General features: G+C 57.4%; 19 protein-coding genes. 7 read left to right on the plus strand and 12 right to left on the minus strand.

Going from position 1 to position 18,881, the window contains the following annotated elements; all coding sequences use genetic code 11:
* Nucleotides 1-117: 117 nt before the first annotated feature.
* Nucleotides 118-801 (plus strand): hypothetical protein, encoded by a 684-nt coding sequence (locus tag L7A20_RS08905; protein ID WP_237223131.1) that lies wholly within the window; start codon nucleotides 118-120, stop codon nucleotides 799-801.
* A gap of 198 nt (nucleotides 802-999) precedes the next feature.
* Here the strand turns inward: L7A20_RS08905 and L7A20_RS08910 are convergent, their stop codons facing one another.
* From L7A20_RS08910 to L7A20_RS08940, 7 genes are all read right to left on the minus strand, one after another.
* Nucleotides 1,000-1,752: a hypothetical protein gene (locus tag L7A20_RS08910; RefSeq protein ID WP_237223132.1), complete on the minus strand. Its 753-nt coding sequence runs from the start codon at nucleotides 1,750-1,752 to the stop codon at nucleotides 1,000-1,002.
* 81 nt (nucleotides 1,753-1,833) lie between these two features.
* The gene (locus tag L7A20_RS08915) at nucleotides 1,834-2,793 is read right to left on the minus strand and encodes a hypothetical protein (RefSeq protein WP_237223133.1); all 960 of its coding nucleotides are present in this window, start codon (nucleotides 2,791-2,793) and stop codon (nucleotides 1,834-1,836) included.
* Nucleotides 2,794-3,054: 261 nt separating this feature from the next.
* Nucleotides 3,055-3,531: a hypothetical protein gene (locus L7A20_RS08920; RefSeq protein WP_237223134.1), complete on the minus strand. Its 477-nt coding sequence runs from the start codon at nucleotides 3,529-3,531 to the stop codon at nucleotides 3,055-3,057.
* A gap of 25 nt (nucleotides 3,532-3,556) precedes the next feature.
* Complete coding sequence (locus L7A20_RS12000; RefSeq protein ID WP_272879221.1) at nucleotides 3,557-4,402, minus strand: tyrosine-type recombinase/integrase; 846 nt, start codon at nucleotides 4,400-4,402, stop codon at nucleotides 3,557-3,559.
* Between the two features lie 290 nt (nucleotides 4,403-4,692).
* On the minus strand, nucleotides 4,693-4,887 hold the full coding sequence (locus L7A20_RS08930) for a hypothetical protein (RefSeq protein WP_237223136.1): 195 nt from the start codon (nucleotides 4,885-4,887) through the stop codon (nucleotides 4,693-4,695).
* 4 nt (nucleotides 4,888-4,891) lie between these two features.
* The gene (locus L7A20_RS08935; RefSeq protein ID WP_237223137.1) at nucleotides 4,892-5,146 is read right to left on the minus strand and encodes a glutaredoxin domain-containing protein; all 255 of its coding nucleotides are present in this window, start codon (nucleotides 5,144-5,146) and stop codon (nucleotides 4,892-4,894) included.
* 295 nt (nucleotides 5,147-5,441) lie between these two features.
* Nucleotides 5,442-5,591, minus strand: a complete 150-nt coding sequence (locus L7A20_RS08940) for a hypothetical protein (RefSeq protein ID WP_237223138.1) — start codon at nucleotides 5,589-5,591, stop codon at nucleotides 5,442-5,444.
* Between the two features lie 443 nt (nucleotides 5,592-6,034).
* Between L7A20_RS08940 and L7A20_RS08945 the strand changes: the two genes are divergently transcribed.
* Nucleotides 6,035-7,414 (plus strand): lipase family protein, encoded by a 1,380-nt coding sequence (locus L7A20_RS08945; RefSeq protein ID WP_237223139.1) that lies wholly within the window; start codon nucleotides 6,035-6,037, stop codon nucleotides 7,412-7,414.
* 162 nt (nucleotides 7,415-7,576) lie between these two features.
* On the opposite strand, the gene L7A20_RS08950 is transcribed toward L7A20_RS08945, so the two are convergent.
* Both L7A20_RS08950 and L7A20_RS08955 read right to left on the minus strand, forming a co-directional pair.
* Nucleotides 7,577-8,488 carry a hypothetical protein gene (locus L7A20_RS08950; RefSeq protein WP_237223140.1) on the minus strand — a complete coding sequence of 304 codons (912 nt, stop codon included), beginning with the start codon at nucleotides 8,486-8,488 and terminating at the stop codon, nucleotides 7,577-7,579.
* A 326-nt stretch (nucleotides 8,489-8,814) separates the two neighbouring features.
* On the minus strand, nucleotides 8,815-9,237 hold the full coding sequence (locus tag L7A20_RS08955) for a hypothetical protein (protein WP_237223141.1): 423 nt from the start codon (nucleotides 9,235-9,237) through the stop codon (nucleotides 8,815-8,817).
* A 329-nt stretch (nucleotides 9,238-9,566) separates the two neighbouring features.
* Here L7A20_RS08955 and udk point away from each other — a divergent pair, with 329 nt between their 5' ends.
* Nucleotides 9,567-10,187, plus strand: coding sequence for a uridine kinase (udk, locus tag L7A20_RS08960; protein WP_237199807.1), 621 nt, complete (start codon nucleotides 9,567-9,569; stop codon nucleotides 10,185-10,187).
* A 120-nt stretch (nucleotides 10,188-10,307) separates the two neighbouring features.
* Here udk and L7A20_RS08965 read toward each other — a convergent pair whose 3' ends face one another.
* Together L7A20_RS08965 and L7A20_RS08970 are read right to left on the minus strand one after the other, a co-directional pair.
* Nucleotides 10,308-11,024 (minus strand): PspA/IM30 family protein, encoded by a 717-nt coding sequence (locus tag L7A20_RS08965; protein WP_237223142.1) that lies wholly within the window; start codon nucleotides 11,022-11,024, stop codon nucleotides 10,308-10,310.
* A 190-nt stretch (nucleotides 11,025-11,214) separates the two neighbouring features.
* Nucleotides 11,215-13,236, minus strand: a complete 2,022-nt coding sequence (locus tag L7A20_RS08970; RefSeq protein ID WP_237223143.1) for a TPM domain-containing protein — start codon at nucleotides 13,234-13,236, stop codon at nucleotides 11,215-11,217.
* A gap of 251 nt (nucleotides 13,237-13,487) precedes the next feature.
* On the opposite strand from L7A20_RS08970, the gene L7A20_RS08975 reads away from it, so the two are divergent.
* Complete coding sequence (locus L7A20_RS08975; RefSeq protein WP_237223144.1) at nucleotides 13,488-14,942, plus strand: S1C family serine protease; 1,455 nt, start codon at nucleotides 13,488-13,490, stop codon at nucleotides 14,940-14,942.
* A gap of 130 nt (nucleotides 14,943-15,072) precedes the next feature.
* On the opposite strand, the gene L7A20_RS08980 is transcribed toward L7A20_RS08975, so the two are convergent.
* Nucleotides 15,073-15,540 (minus strand): tRNA (cytidine(34)-2'-O)-methyltransferase, encoded by a 468-nt coding sequence (locus tag L7A20_RS08980; protein ID WP_237223145.1) that lies wholly within the window; start codon nucleotides 15,538-15,540, stop codon nucleotides 15,073-15,075.
* Nucleotides 15,541-15,686: 146 nt separating this feature from the next.
* On the opposite strand from L7A20_RS08980, the gene L7A20_RS08985 reads away from it, so the two are divergent.
* The 3 genes from L7A20_RS08985 to L7A20_RS08995 all read left to right on the plus strand — a co-directional run bounded on the left by L7A20_RS08985 (nucleotide 15,687) and on the right by L7A20_RS08995 (nucleotide 18,827).
* Nucleotides 15,687-16,919: a cysteine desulfurase family protein gene (locus L7A20_RS08985; RefSeq protein ID WP_237223146.1), complete on the plus strand. Its 1,233-nt coding sequence runs from the start codon at nucleotides 15,687-15,689 to the stop codon at nucleotides 16,917-16,919.
* Nucleotides 16,920-17,127: 208 nt separating this feature from the next.
* Nucleotides 17,128-18,321, plus strand: coding sequence for a tRNA 2-thiouridine(34) synthase MnmA (mnmA, locus tag L7A20_RS08990; RefSeq protein ID WP_237223147.1), 1,194 nt, complete (start codon nucleotides 17,128-17,130; stop codon nucleotides 18,319-18,321).
* Nucleotides 18,322-18,446: 125 nt separating this feature from the next.
* On the plus strand, nucleotides 18,447-18,827 hold the full coding sequence (locus L7A20_RS08995) for a chorismate mutase (protein WP_237194402.1): 381 nt from the start codon (nucleotides 18,447-18,449) through the stop codon (nucleotides 18,825-18,827).
* Nucleotides 18,828-18,881 lie beyond the last annotated feature (54 nt).

Below are 18,881 nucleotides of genomic sequence, written 5' to 3' on the forward strand. Positions count from 1 at the left end.
GGACGCCCTTATGTTTCGCTGGTAGTTTACTGTAAAGTTATATATAAATTTGAAAATAATTATAGGTCATTCGCTCTGTTGGCATAGTGACCTTTTAATTTATATATTGGAGAATTTATGTCGCAAGAAATAATTATTGCTATTTTAGGGTCTTCTGTCGCCACATCAGTAATTAACTGGTTGCTTAATATTGTTAGTGCAGCGGCGAGGGGGAAGTCTCAGCGTTCATTGGATACTTTGCTTGTGCTTGAAGAAGCTGCCCAAAAAATGCAAGACGGTGCAGATGGTGATAGTCCATTAAAACGGAGTCAGGTAGGCTACCTTAATGTATTGATGGCAACAGAATTGTCTCGCCGTATGGTTCCAATTGCTTCAGCCTGGACATATTTGGGAATAGTCGTAGGTTTCTTTGCCCTGGGACTCTATTTCACATTGCTATCAAAATTTGGGGGCGGTATCTCAGGGGGATGGCTTGTTGCTATTTATATATTAATTTTATTATTGGCAATTTTCTTTTTATATTCGACTGAGTACCAGCGCGGGAAGAAGAAGCGAGAAAGGGTTGAGATGGCGCGGAAAATGGTTAAGCAACATCTTAAATCCAGCGCTCCTGGATTGGTTGCACAGGACGATGGGCCAGAGGATGAGGATTTCAAATTTAAAGTGGAAGAGATAATCCCTTACCCTGCGACCTCTACGTGGGAACTTTTAGTTGAGACTAAGCGAGACCTCTTTGTGCTCTGGGGAAATATAAAAAATAAAATCCGTCAATTCTTTACAAATAGGTCTGCTGGAAATTAATAAACATTCATGAAACTAAATGATATAGAGGCTGAATCTCTTGTTTACAGCCTCTATATCTCAGATTTTCACTAATATTTATTGCAACTTTCTTGAAGGTGAAAATAGTGATAAGTCAGGGGTAAAAGGGTATAAAGGAGTGATGCTAATACCCGGGGTGGTACTAGGAATCACCTTAGCTACAACTTCTTCACTCACTTAATGGCTCCAATCAAGAGGGGTAGTCTCGGCAATCAGGTTGTCGCTATAGCGGAACTGAAAATCCCCACCAACATCTGCAACAGACGGCCCCGAACAGGTCAAAAGTGTGATGGTGTAGGAGCCAGTCGACCGGAACACTCTTGCTTGCACCTCGCGTTGTTGCTGCAACTGGCTCTGAAGCTCCCCATTGCCTGGGGCAGCTGCCGCCTTTTGCTCCAGGGTCTCATCAAGCTGTGGGGCCGTATAGAGACTCGTAAGCTGGGAGGCCACCACGTTGCCGTTCTCATCAGCTGTAAAAACTAGGGCGCACTCAGACAGTTCATGCAACTGTCCCCAGGCCGTTAGCTCACCGCCGTCCTCGCTGATAGCTCCCGGTTCAAAATCAACATGGCCTACGAGCAACGAGACACCCTGCGAAGATCCAATTTCCTCTGAATGGCTATAGATAATGCCGTCATTGGTGGTAGCAGATGTAGGTAGCGTGGTACTGGGGATAAAGGATGCTCCGGCGTTGATAGACGGTGCCCACCAGCTCATGGGGGATAGTTGCGGTATCGGGCCTATCTCAGCAGGCGGCTGGCACGTCACGTCCATAAAACTCTGCTGAGGTGCTGGCGCTGAATGGACAGTTTCGGACGGCGCAGGGGCCGCCATCTGGCTCCCAGGCGTGGAGGTCATAAAGAGCGATGCCGCCCCTAGAGCTGAAAGAGCAGACCCAGCTGCAAGTAATCTGGTCATGGTCTTGGCCATTGGGTTCTCCTTAATAGAACTGTGGGGCCCGCACCAGGTGCAGGCCCCACAGGGCTCATGAGCTACAAGCTCAACGTGCGTTTAGGCAGACTTCTTAGCGCGACGGTACTGGAAGATAGCACCAGCCCCCAGCGCGAGAGCTAGCAAGCTGGTGAACCAGCCCGCTACAGCCTTGGTGTTGCTGGTGGTATCAGCAGGTGCCTGAGCCTGCTGCGCTGCGGTGATTGAGGCTGCGCCACCTGCCTTAAAAGTGGTCGCCGGGACGGTGCGCTCGGTAATGGTCTGCTTGCCAGTTGCCGCATCGGTGACGGTCTGGCGCACGGTAGTCTGCCCGGCTGCCGGGTTGGTGACATACTCGGTAGTTACCTGGTGGCCCTCTGCGGTGGTCTGCTGGGTAACGATGGTGGATGCGCCGGTGGTCTCGTCGGTGTTCTGCTCCGTGACGGTGCCGGTCAGTACGATGTTCTGCTCTTCATCAATCTGCGGCGGCGCTACTACCTCGGCTACCGGGGCAGGGGTCTGCTCATTGGTGGCCGGGGTGGTCGGTTCTGCTGCAGGGGTCTCGGTGGCCACCGGTGATGCAGTTTCACTGGGTTCGGGGCTTGGTGCAGGGGCTTCCGGGTTTACGGTCTCAACCGGCACAGGGGTCGGTGAGGGGGCCGGTGATTCAGTTTCGATGGGCTCAACCGGTAGTGAGGGGTCAGCAGGTTCAGCCGGGGTGGTGGGGTCTGCTGGGGCTACAGGTTCAGCCGAATCTGAGGGGGCCGGGGCGGGCTCAGGCTCAACCGGGTCGCTGGGTGGGTCAATCGGTACAACCTCAATCGGGGCGATGGGGTCATCTTCGGTCGCGTCCTCAGTCGGCACGGTCTCTACAGGAATTTCACCTGCAAGGGCAGTTTCCTCAGCGGCGGGGGATACTGAGCTGGCTGCTGCGGTAGGTTCTGCGGTGGTTTCTTCTGCCATTGCTGCGGTGGAAGATAGGCCAGTAACAGCGATTCCTGCCGCTAGTAGCGCGGTGGCGGTCTTTGTATGAGCTGACATAGGTGCCAGACTCCTTCCTATCACATGATGTGATGTGAAATGATTTAATGTCATGACATGGTAAGGAGCCTGCACAGCACTGCAAGCTCTAGCAAAATCCCCTGGGACAGATGCTCGCAGAAACTGAACAGACTCCTTACTGATATATGCACCGCACACCAGCAAACGGCGGGCTACCTACCACACAAATTCACCGAGAGAAAAGAAGAGCCCCCTGGCTACTCGCCAGAGGGCAGTTCTACCTCTTATCTACAGCAGGGCCTAGAACGGGTTCTCGTTAACCTCTGCGCCATCATCAAGAGCGGTTGTCAAACACTCCAGTAGATCCTTGGTCTCTGTATCTCGATAATCAATCCACCACCGGGCAGTGACGATAGCTCGGGCAGGCACAAGGTACTGGTCCTCGAACTCTTCCTCACTCAAGGCGGCGTCTTCACCTCTGACCAGTTCTTCAAAAGCACCCATCAGTAGCTCATCTCGCACAGTCGTAGCCCAAGGCACCTGCTTTGGGGTGCCCTCAAGCTCTGGCAATTCAAGGCGTGCCTGATTCTCCACGGCCTGCTGATAAAGCTGCTCCTTGAACTCCTGTGAGCCCTTTTTCTTGAAGCACTCTGAGCAGTCTTGGGATGCTAGCCACGAGGCAAAACCTTTACGCCTGCCAGCTGCCTTATCTGAGAGGTCTCTCTCTTCGGTATGACCGCACTTGAAGTCAATCGTAAAGACGGTAGGGATAGCCATGTTTGTTCTCCTGGTTCAATGGTTATTATCGTTGGGTCTTGCCGGTCAGCTGAGGTGCTGCCGGTAAGTCTGTAAGGGCCTGGATAGCCTGGGTGAGAGCTGCATCGTCAAGGCCGATATAGCTTTGGGTGGTCGAGATATCTGCATGGCCCAGTAGTTCCTGGACAGCTCTGATGTCTTTGCACCTGGCATAAGTGGTGGTAGCAAACCAGTGCCTGAGCTGGTGGGTAGTAAAACCCTCGCCTAGCAGGGCGCTGATACGTTTACCGATATAGTCAGGGTGCCTGTGCCCTGCGAAGCGTCCAGGGAAGTAATAGCCCTGGGTCTTCATCTCTAGGTAGGGCAGTAGCACCGGGTGAGCTGGTATCGAACGTGTCACCAGCCCTTTACCTTGTACCGTTATCCATCCTTCCCTGTAGTCCTGGGTATGGAGCTTGGCTATTTCAAAGCGTCTTAGCCCTGCATAGGCTGCTAGTAGAAGCATGAAAATATCCTCTGAACATTGGGTGTTATCCAGGCCTTGCTGAAGTGCCGCTGCCGGTATTGGTCGTGCTTTGCCTCGGGGGACTTTGACCGATAGAAGAAGCCGCGCTGGGTTCTCAGGCCGGGTTCCTGTTATTTCTAGGTAGTAGAAGAATCTTCGTACTGTTCCCAGTGCATTCTTTTTGGTGGCTGGTTTCCATCTGGGGTTTGAGAGCCATTCTTGGAGCTGCACTGTAGTGATAGTGGCAGGTGTAGCCTGTGGGTAGGCCTGGGATAGCAGACTGAGCCACCGGGTTCTGGTGTAGACCGTTGACGGTTGTCGACCGGCGGCTAGTAGCCATTGCGTGAATGCCTGGATTGTCGGTGCCCAAGAGGTTGCGTTTTCCATAGTTCTCCTAGTAGCTGTACTAAGGTGTGACTATGGTTATCTGCTTATTCTGGGCGGGTTATTCGTTTCTGAGAGTCAGGTGGTAAGTACGCTTGATCCAGGCGATAGTATTTGATGCCCAGCGCCCATCTGAGGGGGTAGAAGCGAACCTGACGGCGGGCTTATCGGGAAACTTTGGGTGAGTGGCCCGGTAATGCCCGCCTTGTTTTAACTCCACCCTAAAACCGTTGTCTTCGAGTAACCTGGCTAAATCGCGTCCGTTATTCGGCATGGGTATTTTGTGCATGAATCTACCTACGAGGGCTGTCGACAACCAGGCAGATAAGGCCGTAGAGAATGAGGGCTGCTAAGGCCCCAATCAGTAAGCCCAGAATGGCGGCGTCCGCACGGTCAACCAGCCCAGAGAAGCCGTATTTTCCACCAAAATAGGCTCCATTGACACAGCCTAAGAGAGTTAGCCAGAATATTCCGAGGTCGCGTTGCATACGGTTATACATGGTGTACCTGCCTTGCCACCAGCTGGTCAATAAGGTCAGGTCGGTAGCCGCTCCATATTTGTGGCTCTTCACCGGGGACTTCAACGATAGGGGCTTGGAGTAGGCCATGGTCTTTGAGTCGCTGGGCTATTTCTGGTTCGTTTTCCAGCTTGATGAGTCTGTAGTTGATGTTGCGGTCAGTCAGCTTGCGCTTTGTGAGCCTGCACTGATGGCAGTTGGGAGTTGTGTAGAGATTGACTGTAGTCATGAGTATTTACCTTGAAAGGGAGCTGTAAGTGATGAAGAGTAGGCCGATTATAGAGAGAGCGGCAATGGTGATGAGTAGTGCTAAAAGAAACGTGGTGTCCATATTCTAGTGCCTGACTTCTATGTCGAGTTCAGGGTAGTAAATTTCAAGATGCTCAATTTTGTCGTTGATTTCCTGCTGTTTGTTGGAGGATTGTAGGGTGATGATTGGGATTTTGGTGGTTTTTGAGAAACCGTAGATAGTGACCATCGATTATGTCCTTTTGAATGATTCGAACGTAGGCAGCTGATGAGCCTTATTGATCCTCGACTTTGAGGGCACCGATGGCGTACAATTTTTTGAGAAGAAAGGTTGTTTTCAAGACTTGGCTGTAGATTGGGTCTTGTAATCCGGAGGCCGCAGGTTCAAATCCTGCCCCCGCAACCAAGACAAAGACCCAGTTCATTAGAACTGGGTCTTTTTGCTTACCCACTTGTTGGAACCCTGAATGCTTACTCTGGTGAATAATGAGGGCGGAGCGGCGTGCTGAGGGATACTGGGCTAGTCCTTATCGTTTCCGATATTTTTCTGTAAGTAACCAAACCAGCCGAAAAAATTGAGCGCTAGTATGCAGGGTATTACATAGAGAAAGAGCCCTGTCCAGGAGAAAGTTACGTCTTCAGTGCTATTTCTGACTAAGAGATTTATGTTGAACTGGAGTCGTAGGAAGTAGATGAAAAGTCCCAGCGCTAGTCCGAAGAGATTCAAAGGAACAAGATGTTTCCATAGAGGCTTTGTATAGCGAGGTGTATCATTCATCTAAGTCTTCAGCTCCTAGCTATCTAACTGTACACTTTGAGAGTGCTGAATTTCAGCATCCTCACTCGCATTTTACCTCTAGGGAAACTCATGTCTAAATACACACCGCGCCACGCCGCGCCCAAAAATACTGGCAAACGCCGGGCAACGGCTCTTTCACTCACCGCTCTGCTAGCCCTGAGCATGGCCCCGGCCAACGCAACTGACACCGCACCCCTGACTGAAAACAGCCAGGCAGTACAAGAAGCAGAAGCACTCATTCAAGAGGCACTCACCAGTGAGGGTAGCAGCCCCGCAGCTATCTACAACGACGCCCCCGAAGCGCTCACTAGCGTAAACTTCTACGACGCTCCGGCCCAGCTACCCGCCGCTAACGGCGCCCTCATCAAGAAGGAAAACTTCACCTTCAAGGTCGACGCCAACAACGTCATCGCCCACCCCGTAGCCCAGGCCCAGCGGATTATGTATAAGTCCACCGACCACCGGGGTAACCCTGTGGCTGTCACCGGTACCGCACTCACTACCACTAAACGGTGGGCTGGCCCCGGCGAGCGTCCTATCATCGCCATGGCCCCCGGCACCCAGGGCATCGGGGACTCCTGCGCCCCCTCCAACCAGTTCGCAGCGGGAACCGAGTACGAGAGCCTGGTCGTTACCTCCTTGCTGAACGCGGGCTACAACGTCGTCATCACCGACTACATCGGCCTGGGCACTGCTGGCACCCACAGCTACCTCAACCGCGTAGACCAGGGCAATGCGGTGCTGGACGCCGCCCGCGCAGCTACTGCCGCCGACCTCGGCCTGGGTAGCGCTACCTCACCCATCGGCCTCTGGGGCTACTCCCAGGGTGGCGGCGCGGTGGCGTCCGCCGGTGAACTCCAGGCCAGCTACGCCCCCGAGCTCAACCTCAAGGGTATCTATGCCGGCGCCGTCCCGGCTAACCTGCAGGCCGTTACCAGCTTCATCGACGGCGGTCTTTACACCGGTTTCTCCCTGATGGGCGTAGTGGGCCTGGCCGATAGCTACAGCATCGACCTGAGCCACAAGCTCTCAGCCGAAGGCCAGGCAGCCCTTGAAACCGTGCGGGAGCAGTGCACCCTCGACGCCGTGGGAACCTTCGGTTTTAAGAACACCCGCACCCTGACCGCCAGTGGCCAGACCCTGGCCCGTGAAATGACCACCGACCCCCAGGTCTCACAAATCATGGCCCAGAATAACCTGGGCCAGCAGGGCCGCCACCCCCAGGTGCCCATTCTGATTGCTTCATCCTGGGGTGACGACGTGATTCCCTACCGGACCAACCGCCAGCTGGCTGCTGACTACTGCCAGCAAGGCTCCCGCGTCACCTTCTACACTCTGGCCGGTGCGACCCACGTGGCGGGTATCTTTGAGGGTATTCCCCGCGGGCTGATCTTCCTAGACCGTCAGTTTAAGGGTCTTTCCAGCATCAACTCTTGCTGGCAGTTCTAGGGTTTAACCGAGACCGTGTATCTATACCAGTAGGCCCGGGTCACCTTACGGTGGCCCGGGCCTACTGCACGTCTTTTTCGGGTGCCTCTCTCACGGGGAGAGGCTGACTCACGGTATAGGCAACTCCTTTACTCTCTGTTGACTAGATGAGATGGAAAAGAATTAGATACCTGCTGACAGATAGCTGACGACGCCCCAGGGGGAGGTTACGGTAACTCGATACTGAGTCTTAATGACTGCTCCGCTGGTGGTGGCGGTATCGCCGAAAGTAGCTGCCGGCATGCGGGTCATGAAAGACACCACGCTGGCACCGGCCTGACCGTTGGCAATGTTGCTCATGACCTCAATATCCCAGCTCCAGCCGTCGCGGCCGTCTGCGGTGGTGTAGTGGTTGCCGTAGCCCCAGGTGTGCATGGTGTTCTTCGTGACCATAGGAGCTTCTGCAAAACGCAGGTAGTTGTAGAGCTTTGCATAGGTGGTGTCTGCACCCTTGAAGTCGTCGTTGAGGCGAATCATGGGGACGTTTGCACCAACTCCGCGGGTGCCGTTGGAGCTGTAACTTGCACCGCCGTTAGTAAAAATGAAGCGGTCGCTACCGGTAGGAGTGGGGCGATAGACCACATCACCTGCAACGTTTTCGATAGTTACAGAAATGATGGTTCCCTGGCCTACACCATCGATGCCGTTCACTGAGTTGATGTCAGCATCAGGCTTACCGCCTGCCGGGTAGGTCGGAGGCCAGGTGTTGGCGGTTGCGCTTGAGCTAGCGAGGGGGTTGCCTGCCTGAGCTCTGGGTAATGAATTGTCGAAAGTGAATGCTTGCGGCCCGGTAGCGCAGCTACTGGTGGGGTAGACAGCCCACTCAAGTTCTTTAGCTACAGAACCGGTGAAGTTGCCCTGGGAAGGCCAGACATTGGACCAGGGGGCAGAAACAATTTTTCCGTAGGTGCAGTCATCTTCAACTACGGGGGCGGACGCCGCAAAAGCAGGTACAGATGTGCTGGCAAGAATGACGGGGGTTGCCCAGGCTGCTCCGCGTGCCAGGGTGCGACGCTGGATCTGAGGTGTAGTCATGGTAGTTTTCCTCTAGTGGTGGTGCAAGGTTAGGGATGATTCTGTAACAGCTGTTGAAACAACAGTATCACCAAATCATTTATTTGACACGTCCGTGTTTGAATGCTGAAAAAAAGCTTTTCTGGTGCTACACAGAAAAAGCCTAGTCATACCTTTTTTGTCTAGAAATTTTGGGCTAAAAAATTATTTTTGATATCTAGCTAACTTTGTACTTGCCTTTATGAAAGGACGCCTGTGTTTCCATCTCGAGGTGGGCGGAAAGCAAAATAAAAGGCTGGCCGCACCTGGTGGTGCGGCCAGCCTTTGTGTGTGAAGACTAGGGGAGCTTAGGCTGCGTGAGCCCAGTGGCCTGCAAGATCTGCTGCGAGCAAGGTTTGCAGGGTGGGGGTGTACTGGGCGGGGATGCGGCTGAAGCGATAGCCGTCGATGGTCAGGGTGTTGCCCAGGAAAGGAAGATTTGTCAGCTTGGCCTGGTCAAGTGATCGCAGATCAAGTGAAAGGCTGTTGCCAGCCTGGAAGGAGTTCTTGAGAATCAGAACTCGCTCGTTGGTGATAACCAGAAGGGAGTCGCCAAAGCTACCGAGCTTGCCGGTGGCTACATCGACAACTGTCTCGCCGCGCACCATGGAATCAGCCATGTGGAGAGCCTTGTGAAACTTCTTGAGCCCACCGTGGGAAGAGTGCCGCTTAATCGCAGAGCTCAGTGAGGCACTGGTGTAGGTGTCAGTGGCCCAGTTTGCAAAAATCATGGTGCTCTTCCTTTTGTGGCTGGTGAATCGTTTGTGAACTGTACCCAACTATACACATATTTGTCCCCCAAAGGGCAGTGGTACGAAAAAAATTTGTCCCCTATTTCTTGAATCACCTTAAATCACCCCTGTTTGGGCTAGTGAGGCCTTTTTCTGGGAAAATGCTGGGGGATAGTGTTTGATAAAAATTTACCCGTGAAACATCGTGCTAGCTAGAGGGAGAGCTTATGCCAGGTTTTTGGGGGACAAGTCCCTGCGGGCTCTGTCCCCAAGGGGGCATGCCACAATAGATAGCAGTACTACTTCGACCTCAAGGGCTATACACGCACATGAAACCCCTCATTATCGGTATCGCTGGTGGAACCGGCTCAGGCAAAACTACCCTGACTAACTCCCTGCTTGAAAAGTTTGACGGTCAGGTGGGTGTGATTTATCACGACAACTACTACAAGCGCAATGACCACCTCACCTACGAACAGCGCTGCCTGCTGAACTACGATGCGCCCGAAGCCTTCGATAATGATCTTCTGGTGACTCACCTTAAAGCCCTCATCGAGGGGCAGACTATCGAGACCCCTGTCTACGATTTCGCGGATCACAACCGGTCAGATGAGACTCTCATCGTTGAACCCCAGCCCATCATTATCCTCGAAGGCATCCTGATTTTTGCTGAGCCTGAAATTCGCGACCTGTGCGATATCAAGCTCTTTGTAGATACCGACGCCGATGTGCGCATCCTACGCCGCCTGCGCCGTGACGTGATTGAGCGCGGCCGCACCATTGAATCGGTTGAAGCCCAGTACCTCACCACCGTCAAGCCCATGCATGAGCTGCATGTAGAGCCCTCAAAGCGCCATGTAGATATGATTATCCCCGAAGGCGTCAACGTGGTGGCTCTCGATATGCTGTTCCACCGGATTACCGGCCAGATTGGTACCCAGGCCGGTTAGCCCTAGCCGTAAGGCGGGGGACGAACGGTTGCAAGGGGCGTCCTTGCACTTTTAGATACAGATGTGGGGCCCACCTCCTTTGGAGGTGGGCCCCACATCTGTTTAACCCTTGTAGCTGTTTTACTGTTTGCCGACCTTGAGGGCTGCTAGGCGGGCTTCGAGCTCTGACTGGCGGCCGAGTTCTTCAAGGTCGTTGAACTGGGCATCGAGGGAGGACGCCGCGAGCTCCTGCTGGCCGCGCACGCGGGCTTCTTCGCGGCGCACCTTGTCTTCGAAGCGGGAGATTTCGCTGGTGGGGTCCATGACGTCAAAGGCCTTAAGAGCGTCGTTGACCTGGGACTGGGCAGCGGCTGACTTCTGGCGGGCTACGAGTTCATCGCGCTTACGCTTGATTTCGTTCAGCTTCTCCTTCATCTGGGTCAGACCGGTCTTGAGCTGTTCAACCACGGCGGTCTGAGACTCAATCTGGGGCTTGATCGCTGAAGCTTCGTTCTCTGCCTGCATCTGGCGGCCCAGGGCGATTTTGGCCAGGTTATCGAACTTGTCGGCGTTAGCGGTGTCGCCGGCGGCGCGGAACTCGTCGGCCTTGTTGGAGGCTGCCAGGGCCTTAGCACCCCATTCGCCTGCTTCGCGCAGGTCTTCGGCGTGGTCTTCTTCGAGCATGCGCAGGTTGCCGATGGTCTGGGCGACAGCCTGTTCTGCTTCGGCGATGTTGTTGGTGTAGTCGCGCACCATCTGATCGAGCATCTTCTGGGGGTCTTCTGCGGCATCGATCAGGGCGTTGATGTTGGCCTTGGTGAGCTGGGCAATGCGGCTGAAAATGGTCTGCTTAGCCATGAGGGTACCTTTCGGTGGGTGAGGAAAGCATGAGCGGGCTTGCTGTGCCTTCTTTTATTGTGTCAAGGTTCGGGTCAGGTAGTGGCGTGCCACACCTGGTGGTTACTACGTTGTCAGCGAAAACTAAGCCTGTGCACAGGCAGGGGGCTGTGTGCGAGCAAGAGGAGAGAGGCGGACGGACGCCGGTGGGCTAGAAGTTGCCCCCGGCACCTCCGCCGTCGCCCCAGCTGCCTCCACCGCCGAAGCCTCCGCCAAAGGTGCCACCGCCCATACCGCCGCCAAAGCCGCCTGAGCCAAATCCACCTGATCCGAAGCCGCCGCCGGAGCTGTGGTTGCTGCCCCCGAGTAGGGTGCCGAGCAGGATGCCGCCCAGCATGGCTGAGTTGTAGTTACCGCCGCTGGAGTAGCCGTTGCGCTGGTTGAAGCGGTCCACATCGGAGCGGGCGATGCGCTGGGCTTCCCCTGCGAGGCGGATAGCGTCATTGGCGTGGGACAGGGCCGCGATGGGGTCGCTGTGCTGGAGCTGCTGGGCTTCGGTGAGGTGGCGTTCTGCCTCGCGGAGGCGGGTGCGGGCTTCGGCCTTTACGCCGCCTCGTCGTGCCCAGACGTATTCGCTGGCTGACGATACCTGGGCCTGGGCGGACACCAGGGTATGGCCCAGGGTTTCACGGGCGCTGCGCTCTTGTTCGTGGGTTTGGCGCACCGCATCGAGGGCAGTGTCTAGGTCTGAGCGCACCTCATGGAGGCGCTGATTGAGCAGGTAGGGGTCAATCAGGCCCGCAGCACGCTCGGCGCGGATCTGGCCAAGCACCGCCTGAACACCTGCGGCTGCGCCTGAGAGCTGGCTGCTACTGCCTGCCCCTGTGCGGGCTAGCTCCTGGGCCTGGGCAACGTCGCGGTCAGCCAAAATCAAGGCGTTATCGAGTGAGGCTGCCATCTTGCCCAGGTCGGTTTCGGCGTGGTGAATCGATTCCAGGAGGCCCTTGGCCTGGCCCAGGGCTTCTTCACCGGCGCGCAGGGCGAGAATGGCCTGGCTTCGCTGGCTGGTCAGTAACTCTTCGGCCTCAGTAGCTTCTTGGCGAGCAAAGTCGAGGCGGGCCTGGGCTTCGCTGATGTTGTCTGCCACCGCCCCGAAGGCGCTGGGGGAGTAGAGGGTACCGAGACGATCGAGGGACGCCTGGGCGGCAGGAAAGAGCGGGGCTGCTGAGGCTATGCCCTGGTTGAGGGTAGCGAGAGCCTGGGGTGCTGTTTCTTCGAGCTTGCGCAGGTTGGTGAAGTTGGCAACCTGCTCATTGAGGGCCTTCTGAGCGTCTTCGGTGCGGGCCAGAATTTCAGTCAGCCAGGCCCGCTGATCCGCTTCGGTATCGGGGATTTCATCGTCCAGCTGTTTTTGTAGCTGGAAGGAGCGCTGCATGTGGTTCTTAGCCGCCTCAATAGCAGCCAGGAAGGGTTTGACCTCGTCATCGCCGTACTGTAGCCGGGCGAACTCAACCTCCTGCTGGGAGTGGGCGATGGCGTCATCGGTGGCGACCAGCTGGGCACCTGCCCGGGTACGCAGCTCTTCGATAGAGGGCAGGGGCTGGGATGAGCTAGGTTGCCCGCTGCGGCTGCCACCGGTGTTTTTACGCGCGGACGCCCGTGAGCGGCTAAAAGCCCAGGCGCCGCCGCCAGCTACGGCAGCTATCCCAAGGAGCGTTGCGCCACCCACGAGCGGTCCCGAAGCACCTGATACCACTGAACCAGAACCGAGTTCAGACTCGATGCCGGTGACCGCAGCCAGCGCAGCGGCCTCGTAGTCGGAGTTCGCTAGCTCAGGGTAGATGTAATCCTGATAAATCTTTTCCTGCTGACTCGTAGAAAGAACAGAGGTAGAGCCAGCCATAAAGTAGGCCTGGCGGGCTTCAGTGGCAATGACCAGCACCACGTCGTTGGTGCCCATGTTGTTGAGCGTGGCAAAGTCACTGGTCCACTCTGAAGAGGAGCTCGGGCTTTCAAACTGATCGATAGTTACAACAAAGAGGTTGACCTGTTTGTCACTGGCAAGCTGGCTGATGGCGTCCTCTAGCGAGCTTGTATTCCCCAGGGCCGAGGTTGTATCGCTCACCCGAACCCCGGCGTCCAAATCATAAGGGGCTGCCGCAAGAGCGGCGGGTGCAACCCCGAGTGCCAGAGCAGCGGCAAGAAGGGTAGAAGCAACAGGTTTGCGTGACATGGGGTCTCTCTTCTAGCGGTCAGCTGTATTTGAGCTCTATTGTAGCCGCGCTCACCCTTGTTCAGGTTAGCTCCGGTGATGACGTTCACCCTCAGCTCACGGTGAGACTGCTACTTTCTGCGCCCACAGCAAACACACAGGGACGGTTCATCTTCAACACAGACCGTTAGCGCATAGTGGGAGCTAAGAAAACACTGTATGCACCTGAATCCGGTGCATACCCTCAGACCTTATAAAGAAAGCTGCTTGAGATGTCACAGAACTCATGGGAACCTACTCCCGATTCGTCGTCCGCTGATCGCACCGTTCCTATGAATCAGCAGCAGGTAGCGGCTTCTGCCACGGGAGCCTCCAGCCAGGATGATCCCACCGTCGCTTTCGCTGCCCAGCAGGCTCCTGCCGCCGGGGCCTACGCCTACGCAGGCGCTACCTCCGGTGCTGCTTACACCGGTGACTACGCTGCTCCTGCCGGCCACCCCGAACACAACAAGGGCAAGCACGCAACCCGCACCGTCCTAGCAGCAGCTGCTATCGCTGCCCTGGTCGGTGGCGGTATCGGCGGTGGGGTAGTAGCCGCAACTTCCACCGGTTCAGCCTCAAGCATCACAACCGCCAGCTCGGGCACCACCATCGTCAACAACACTGACTCCGTCAACGCTGTGACCGCAGCTGCTGCTAAGGCAACTCCCTCCACTGTGACGATTGCAGCAACCTCATCAAGCGCATCCGGCTCGGGCTCCGGCGTTATTCTCGATGCCGAGGGGCATATCCTCACCAATACCCACGTGGTGACCCTCGACGGGGCAACAGCCAGCGCTTCTATTGAGGTGCAGCTGGCCGATGGTAGCGTCCGCACCGCCACCGTGGTCGGCACCGACCCCACCAGCGACCTGGCCGTCATCAAGCTGGATGATACTAGCGGCCTGAGCCTTACCCCTGCCACTCTGGGAGATTCTGCAGCTCTCAACGTCGGCGACACCACCGTAGCCATCGGTGCACCCCTGGGTCTGTCTAACACCGTAACCACCGGTATCGTCTCCAACCTGGTACGAACCATCGAGGTAGCCTCATCGGCAGCCGATGAATCTACCACCGACTCCGGTAGCGGCACCACTGACCCCTTCGGCAGCTCTCCCTTCCAGTTTGAGATTCCTGGCCAACAGAGCCAGAGCGCCGGTGCAAGTACCACCATCTCAATTAACGTGATTCAGACAGACGCTGCCGTCAACCCGGGCAACTCGGGTGGTGCTCTCATCAACTCTAATGGTGAAGTTATTGGCATTAACGTGGCAATTGCATCCACCGAATCATCAAGCTCTTCGGCTAGTGGCAATATCGGGGTCGGCTTTGCGATTCCCATCAACTATGCCAAGCGAGTAGCCCAGGAAATCATTGCTAACGGTTCAGCCAGCCACGGCCTGCTAGGGGCGACCGTCTCCACCTCACCCGCCAACAACGACTCATCCGAAGCCTTCGGCGACGGCGCCCTGATTCAGGAGGTCACCAGCGGCGGAGCCGCCGAAGCCGCCGGCCTGAAGTCAGGCGATGTTGTCACCGCTGTTGACGGGCGCAGCATCAGCGAAGCAACCGAGCTGACCGCCGCCGTCCGCCAGGCAGCAGCCGGTGACGAAGTGACCCTCACCGTTGAGCGCAACGGCTCAACCCAGCAGGTCACCGTGACCCTGGGAGATGCCGCTAACAGCTAGAGACATCAAAGGCTCTGCAGGCTCACGCTCGCTGTCGACCCTCTTGCCTGGTTCGCTTCGCTCACGAGGCAATTCACGCCAGCCCCGGGCCAACAGCTTCGCGGTGAGTCTGCAGAGCCTACTTTTGTGACTAAATTGCTCCACCTGCAAAGCCGTGCTGGCGCCAGGCCTCAAACACTGCAATTGAGGCGCTGTTAGCCAAGTTGAGGGAGCGACGGCCCGCAACCATGGGAATCTTCACCCGCTGGGTGACATGCGGGTCATTCTGTACCTGCTCGGGTAGGCCTACCGACTCGGGGCCAAACATGAGCACGTCCCCCTCCTGGTAGTCAATATCAGCGAAGTTAGTGGTGGCCGTGGTGGTAAAAGCAAAGATGCGAGCCGGGGCTAGGGCCTCCCAAGCGTCCTCGAGGGTCTCGTGCACGGTCATAACTGCCAGGTCATGGTAGTCGAGGCCAGCCCGGCGCAGGTTAGCGTCCTCAAAGTTAAAACCTAGGGGCTTGACCAGGTGCAGCTCTGCGCCGGTGATAGCTGCAAGGCGAATCGCGTTACCGGTATTGCCGGGAATTTCAGGAGTATAAAAAAGAATCTTGAACACCCCAACAGTTTACGCGCCCGCCGCGAAATAAAAGCGCGATGGGAGCTGTTGAGAGGGTGAAGCAGTCCATAGCCTGCCCCAAGAGCGGGGGAGTATGATGGAAGGCTGAATTGTTTTGACCAATCGCCACGGAAAGGCCAGCGCCCATGCCCCGGGTCTACCTGGACCACGCCGCCACCACCCCCATGCTCCCTCAGGCTATCGACGCCGTGGTGGAGCAGATGAAAATTGGCGGCAACCCCTCGTCCCTGCATTCAGCGGGCCGCTCTGCTCGCGCTACCGTCGAGTACGCCCGCGAACGTATCGCGCGGGTTGCCGGCTGCGACGCCGCCGAGATCATCTTTACCTCCGGTGGTACCGAGGCAGATAACCTAGCGATCAAGGGGCTCTACTGGAAACGCCGCGAAGCCAACCCGGCTGCGACCCGCATTGTTGTTTCGGGCATCGAGCACCACGCCGTGGGCGATGCCGTTGAGTGGCTGCAGGCCCACGAGGGGGCCGAGGTGAGCTGGGTAGCTCCGGACGCCAGCGGTGTAGTCAGCGCCGAAGCGGTTCGGCAGGCGGTGGGCGAGAGCCCTGAGACGGTTGCCCTGGTGACCGTCATGTGGGCCAACAACGAGGTGGGCACCGTGCAGCCCGTCGCAGAAATCGCCGCGGTAGCTGCTGAACTCGGCATTCCCTTTCACACGGATGCCGTCCAGGCCTTTGGCACCCTGCCGGTGAACTTCAAGGAATCCGGCGCCACCACCATGGCCATCTCAGCCCACAAAATTGGCGGGCCCATGGGAATAGGCGCCCTCATCGCCACCCGCAGCGCCCAGCTCATGCCCGTACTCCACGGCGGCGGGCAGGAACGCTCCGTGCGCTCAGGAACCATTGACGCCGCCTCTATCGCGGGCTTTGGCGCAGCAGCTGCCGAAGCAGGGCAAAACCTGCTTACCGAAGCCAACCGTCAGGCCGAGCTGCGGGACCGCCTGATTGAGGGCGTCCTAGCAGCTGTTCCCGAAGCCCAGCTGCGCGGGGCCGCTCCCGAAAGTGCCCAGGACCGAGTAGCCGGCACCTTCAGCCGTCTGCCCGGCAACGCCCACTTTACCTTCCCCGGCTGCGAGGGCGATTCCCTGCTCTTCCTGCTCGATATGGCAGGGGTGGAGTCATCCACCGGCTCAGCCTGTAACGCAGGGGTGCCCCGTCCCTCCCATGTCCTGCTGGCTATGGGGTTGAGCGAGGACGAGGCCCGCGGCGCCCAGCGCTTCACCCTGGGGCACACCAGCACCGAGGACGATGTCACCGCCCTCCTTACTGCCCTCCCCGGCGCCTGGGCTCAAGCCAAAAAAGCAGGTATGGCGGGCCATGCCCCGGACGCCGCTCGCTGGAACTAAACCCGGCTGGGCGAGGGCAGGGCGCGGCAGACCGACCGCTGGGAATGTCGGGTAGGACGGCGGGCCGGGCAGGCACCTGGCCGCGACCCTCTCGGGACTCGCGCGGGGCGCTCGCCCGATTCACGCCAGCCCCGAGCCAGCGGCCAGGGCTGCCTGCCCGCCCCACCGCCCATCAACGTCAACGATTACTGGATATAGGACTTAAAACATGAAAATTCTTGCTGCTATGAGCGGTGGCGTGGACTCGGCCGTTGCCGCCGCCCGCGCCGTTGAGGCTGGCCACGAGGTGGTTGGCGTGCACCTGGCGCTCTCCCGCATGCCCGGCACCCTGCGTACCGGCTCCCGCGGCTGCTGCACTATCGAGGACTCCATGGACGCCCGCCGGGTCTGCGACCAGCTGGGGATCCCCTTCTACGTCTGGGACTTCTCCGAGCGGTTCAAGGAGGATGTGGTCGATGATTTTATCTCCGAGTACGAACACGGCCGCACCCCCAACCCCTGCATGCGCTGCAACGAGAAAATCAAGTTCGCCGCTCTGCTAGAGAAGGCCGTTGCCCTGGGCTTTGACGCGGTCGTCACCGGCCACTACGCCAAGGTCATCACGGACGAAAACGGCAACCGGGAGCTGCACCGCGCTGCCACCTGGGCCAAGGACCAGTCCTATGTTCTGGGTGTGCTGACCCACGAGCAGCTCAAGCACGCCTGGTTCCCCCTGGCCGATACCCCCTCCAAGGACGAGGTGCGCGCCGAGGCCGCCGAACGCGGCTTCTCGGTGGCGAAGAAGCCCGACTCTTACGACATCTGCTTTATTCCCGAGGGCGATACCCGCGAGTGGCTCGAAGAGCACATCGACATGACCGAGGGCGATATCAAGGACACGGACGGACGCGTACTCGGCAAGCACCGCGGATCCCAGGCCTTTACAGTGGGGCAGCGCAAGGGTCTGGCCATTGGGCACCCGGCCCCCGACGGTAAGCCCCGCTTCGTGCTGGAAATCCGCCCCAAGACTAACGAGGTCATCGTGGGCGGTAAGGATCTGCTCGAGATCGACGAGATTCGCGGTATCCGCGAAACCTGGGCCGGTCTGCCTGTAGAAGAAGCTGCCGCCTTCCTGGTCCAAGAGCCCTCAGAAGGCGCCCGTTCAGCGTCCTTTGAGGTCACCGCCCAGGTACGAGCCCACGCAGACCCGGTGCCCTCAACCGCCCACCTGGAATGGGTAGCCGACGACGAAGCCGCTGAGCCCGGTGCCCTGCGCCTGGAAACCGTGGTGCGCCTGCACGAGAAACTGCGCGGTGTGGCTCCTGGCCAGACCATGGTGATTTACCAGGGCACCCGTGTGCTGGGCCAGTCCACTATCGCCCGCGCCTACAGCCTTGACCGGGCTGACATCACCGCTAACTAGGTAAGGTTGTGCAGGCTCGCGCTCGCTGCTGAACCTTTTGAAGCTTCTACACCCGGATAAGTCCACAGGGTGAAATCTGTGGGCTTGCCCCTGCAAACAGCACCTGAGGTTTTTAGACTAAACACATGAACACAACTCCGAAGGCCCACGATGTGCAGGCCCACGCTGACTTTGATACCCGCGCCACCTCGATGACGGGGGTTGACCCGGCAGTATTGGAGGAGCTGTTTACCATGCGTCAGACCATCGACAATATGGACGCAGCCCTGGTACATATTCTTGCTGAGCGGTTCCGCGCAACCCAGCGCGTTGGCCACCTCAAGGCTGAGCATTCTCTGCCGGCTGGGGACCCGGGGCGGGAAGAAGCCCAGATTAAGCGCCTGCGCTCGCTGGCTGAAGCTGCCCATCTTGACCCGGAGTTTGCCGAGAAATTCCTGAACTTCATTATTTCTGAGGTCATAAGGCATCACGAGAAAATTGCGGCTGAGGCCGAACAGAAGTCCTAGCCGCTCAATTTTCAGCCCGCAGCCTACGGCCACCGGTAGGTGGCAGAAAGAGTT

The organism is Rothia nasimurium (assembly GCF_928381415.1).
Classification (GTDB): domain Bacteria; phylum Actinomycetota; class Actinomycetes; order Actinomycetales; family Micrococcaceae; genus Rothia; species Rothia nasimurium_H.

Coding starts and splice junctions, on each gene's coding strand:
- L7A20_RS08985 (WP_237223146.1), top strand. CDS start 15,687: ATGCCCCGGGTCTACCTGGACCACGCCGCCACCACCCCCATGCTCCCT.
- L7A20_RS08910 (WP_237223132.1), bottom strand. CDS start 1,752: ATGGCCAAGACCATGACCAGATTACTTGCAGCTGGGTCTGCTCTTTCA.
- udk (WP_237199807.1), top strand. CDS start 9,567: ATGAAACCCCTCATTATCGGTATCGCTGGTGGAACCGGCTCAGGCAAA.
- L7A20_RS08915 (WP_237223133.1), bottom strand. CDS start 2,793: ATGTCAGCTCATACAAAGACCGCCACCGCGCTACTAGCGGCAGGAATC.
- L7A20_RS08930 (WP_237223136.1), bottom strand. CDS start 4,887: ATGCAACGCGACCTCGGAATATTCTGGCTAACTCTCTTAGGCTGTGTC.
- L7A20_RS08970 (WP_237223143.1), bottom strand. CDS start 13,236: ATGTCACGCAAACCTGTTGCTTCTACCCTTCTTGCCGCTGCTCTGGCA.
- L7A20_RS08905 (WP_237223131.1), top strand. CDS start 118: ATGTCGCAAGAAATAATTATTGCTATTTTAGGGTCTTCTGTCGCCACA.
- L7A20_RS08935 (WP_237223137.1), bottom strand. CDS start 5,146: ATGACTACAGTCAATCTCTACACAACTCCCAACTGCCATCAGTGCAGG.
- mnmA (WP_237223147.1), top strand. CDS start 17,128: ATGAAAATTCTTGCTGCTATGAGCGGTGGCGTGGACTCGGCCGTTGCC.
- L7A20_RS08945 (WP_237223139.1), top strand. CDS start 6,035: ATGTCTAAATACACACCGCGCCACGCCGCGCCCAAAAATACTGGCAAA.
- L7A20_RS08920 (WP_237223134.1), bottom strand. CDS start 3,531: ATGGCTATCCCTACCGTCTTTACGATTGACTTCAAGTGCGGTCATACC.
- L7A20_RS08955 (WP_237223141.1), bottom strand. CDS start 9,237: ATGATTTTTGCAAACTGGGCCACTGACACCTACACCAGTGCCTCACTG.
- L7A20_RS08975 (WP_237223144.1), top strand. CDS start 13,488: ATGTCACAGAACTCATGGGAACCTACTCCCGATTCGTCGTCCGCTGAT.
- L7A20_RS08950 (WP_237223140.1), bottom strand. CDS start 8,488: ATGACTACACCTCAGATCCAGCGTCGCACCCTGGCACGCGGAGCAGCC.
- L7A20_RS08995 (WP_237194402.1), top strand. CDS start 18,447: ATGAACACAACTCCGAAGGCCCACGATGTGCAGGCCCACGCTGACTTT.
- L7A20_RS08940 (WP_237223138.1), bottom strand. CDS start 5,591: ATGAACTGGGTCTTTGTCTTGGTTGCGGGGGCAGGATTTGAACCTGCG.
- L7A20_RS12000 (WP_272879221.1), bottom strand. CDS start 4,402: ATGGAAAACGCAACCTCTTGGGCACCGACAATCCAGGCATTCACGCAA.
- L7A20_RS08965 (WP_237223142.1), bottom strand. CDS start 11,024: ATGGCTAAGCAGACCATTTTCAGCCGCATTGCCCAGCTCACCAAGGCC.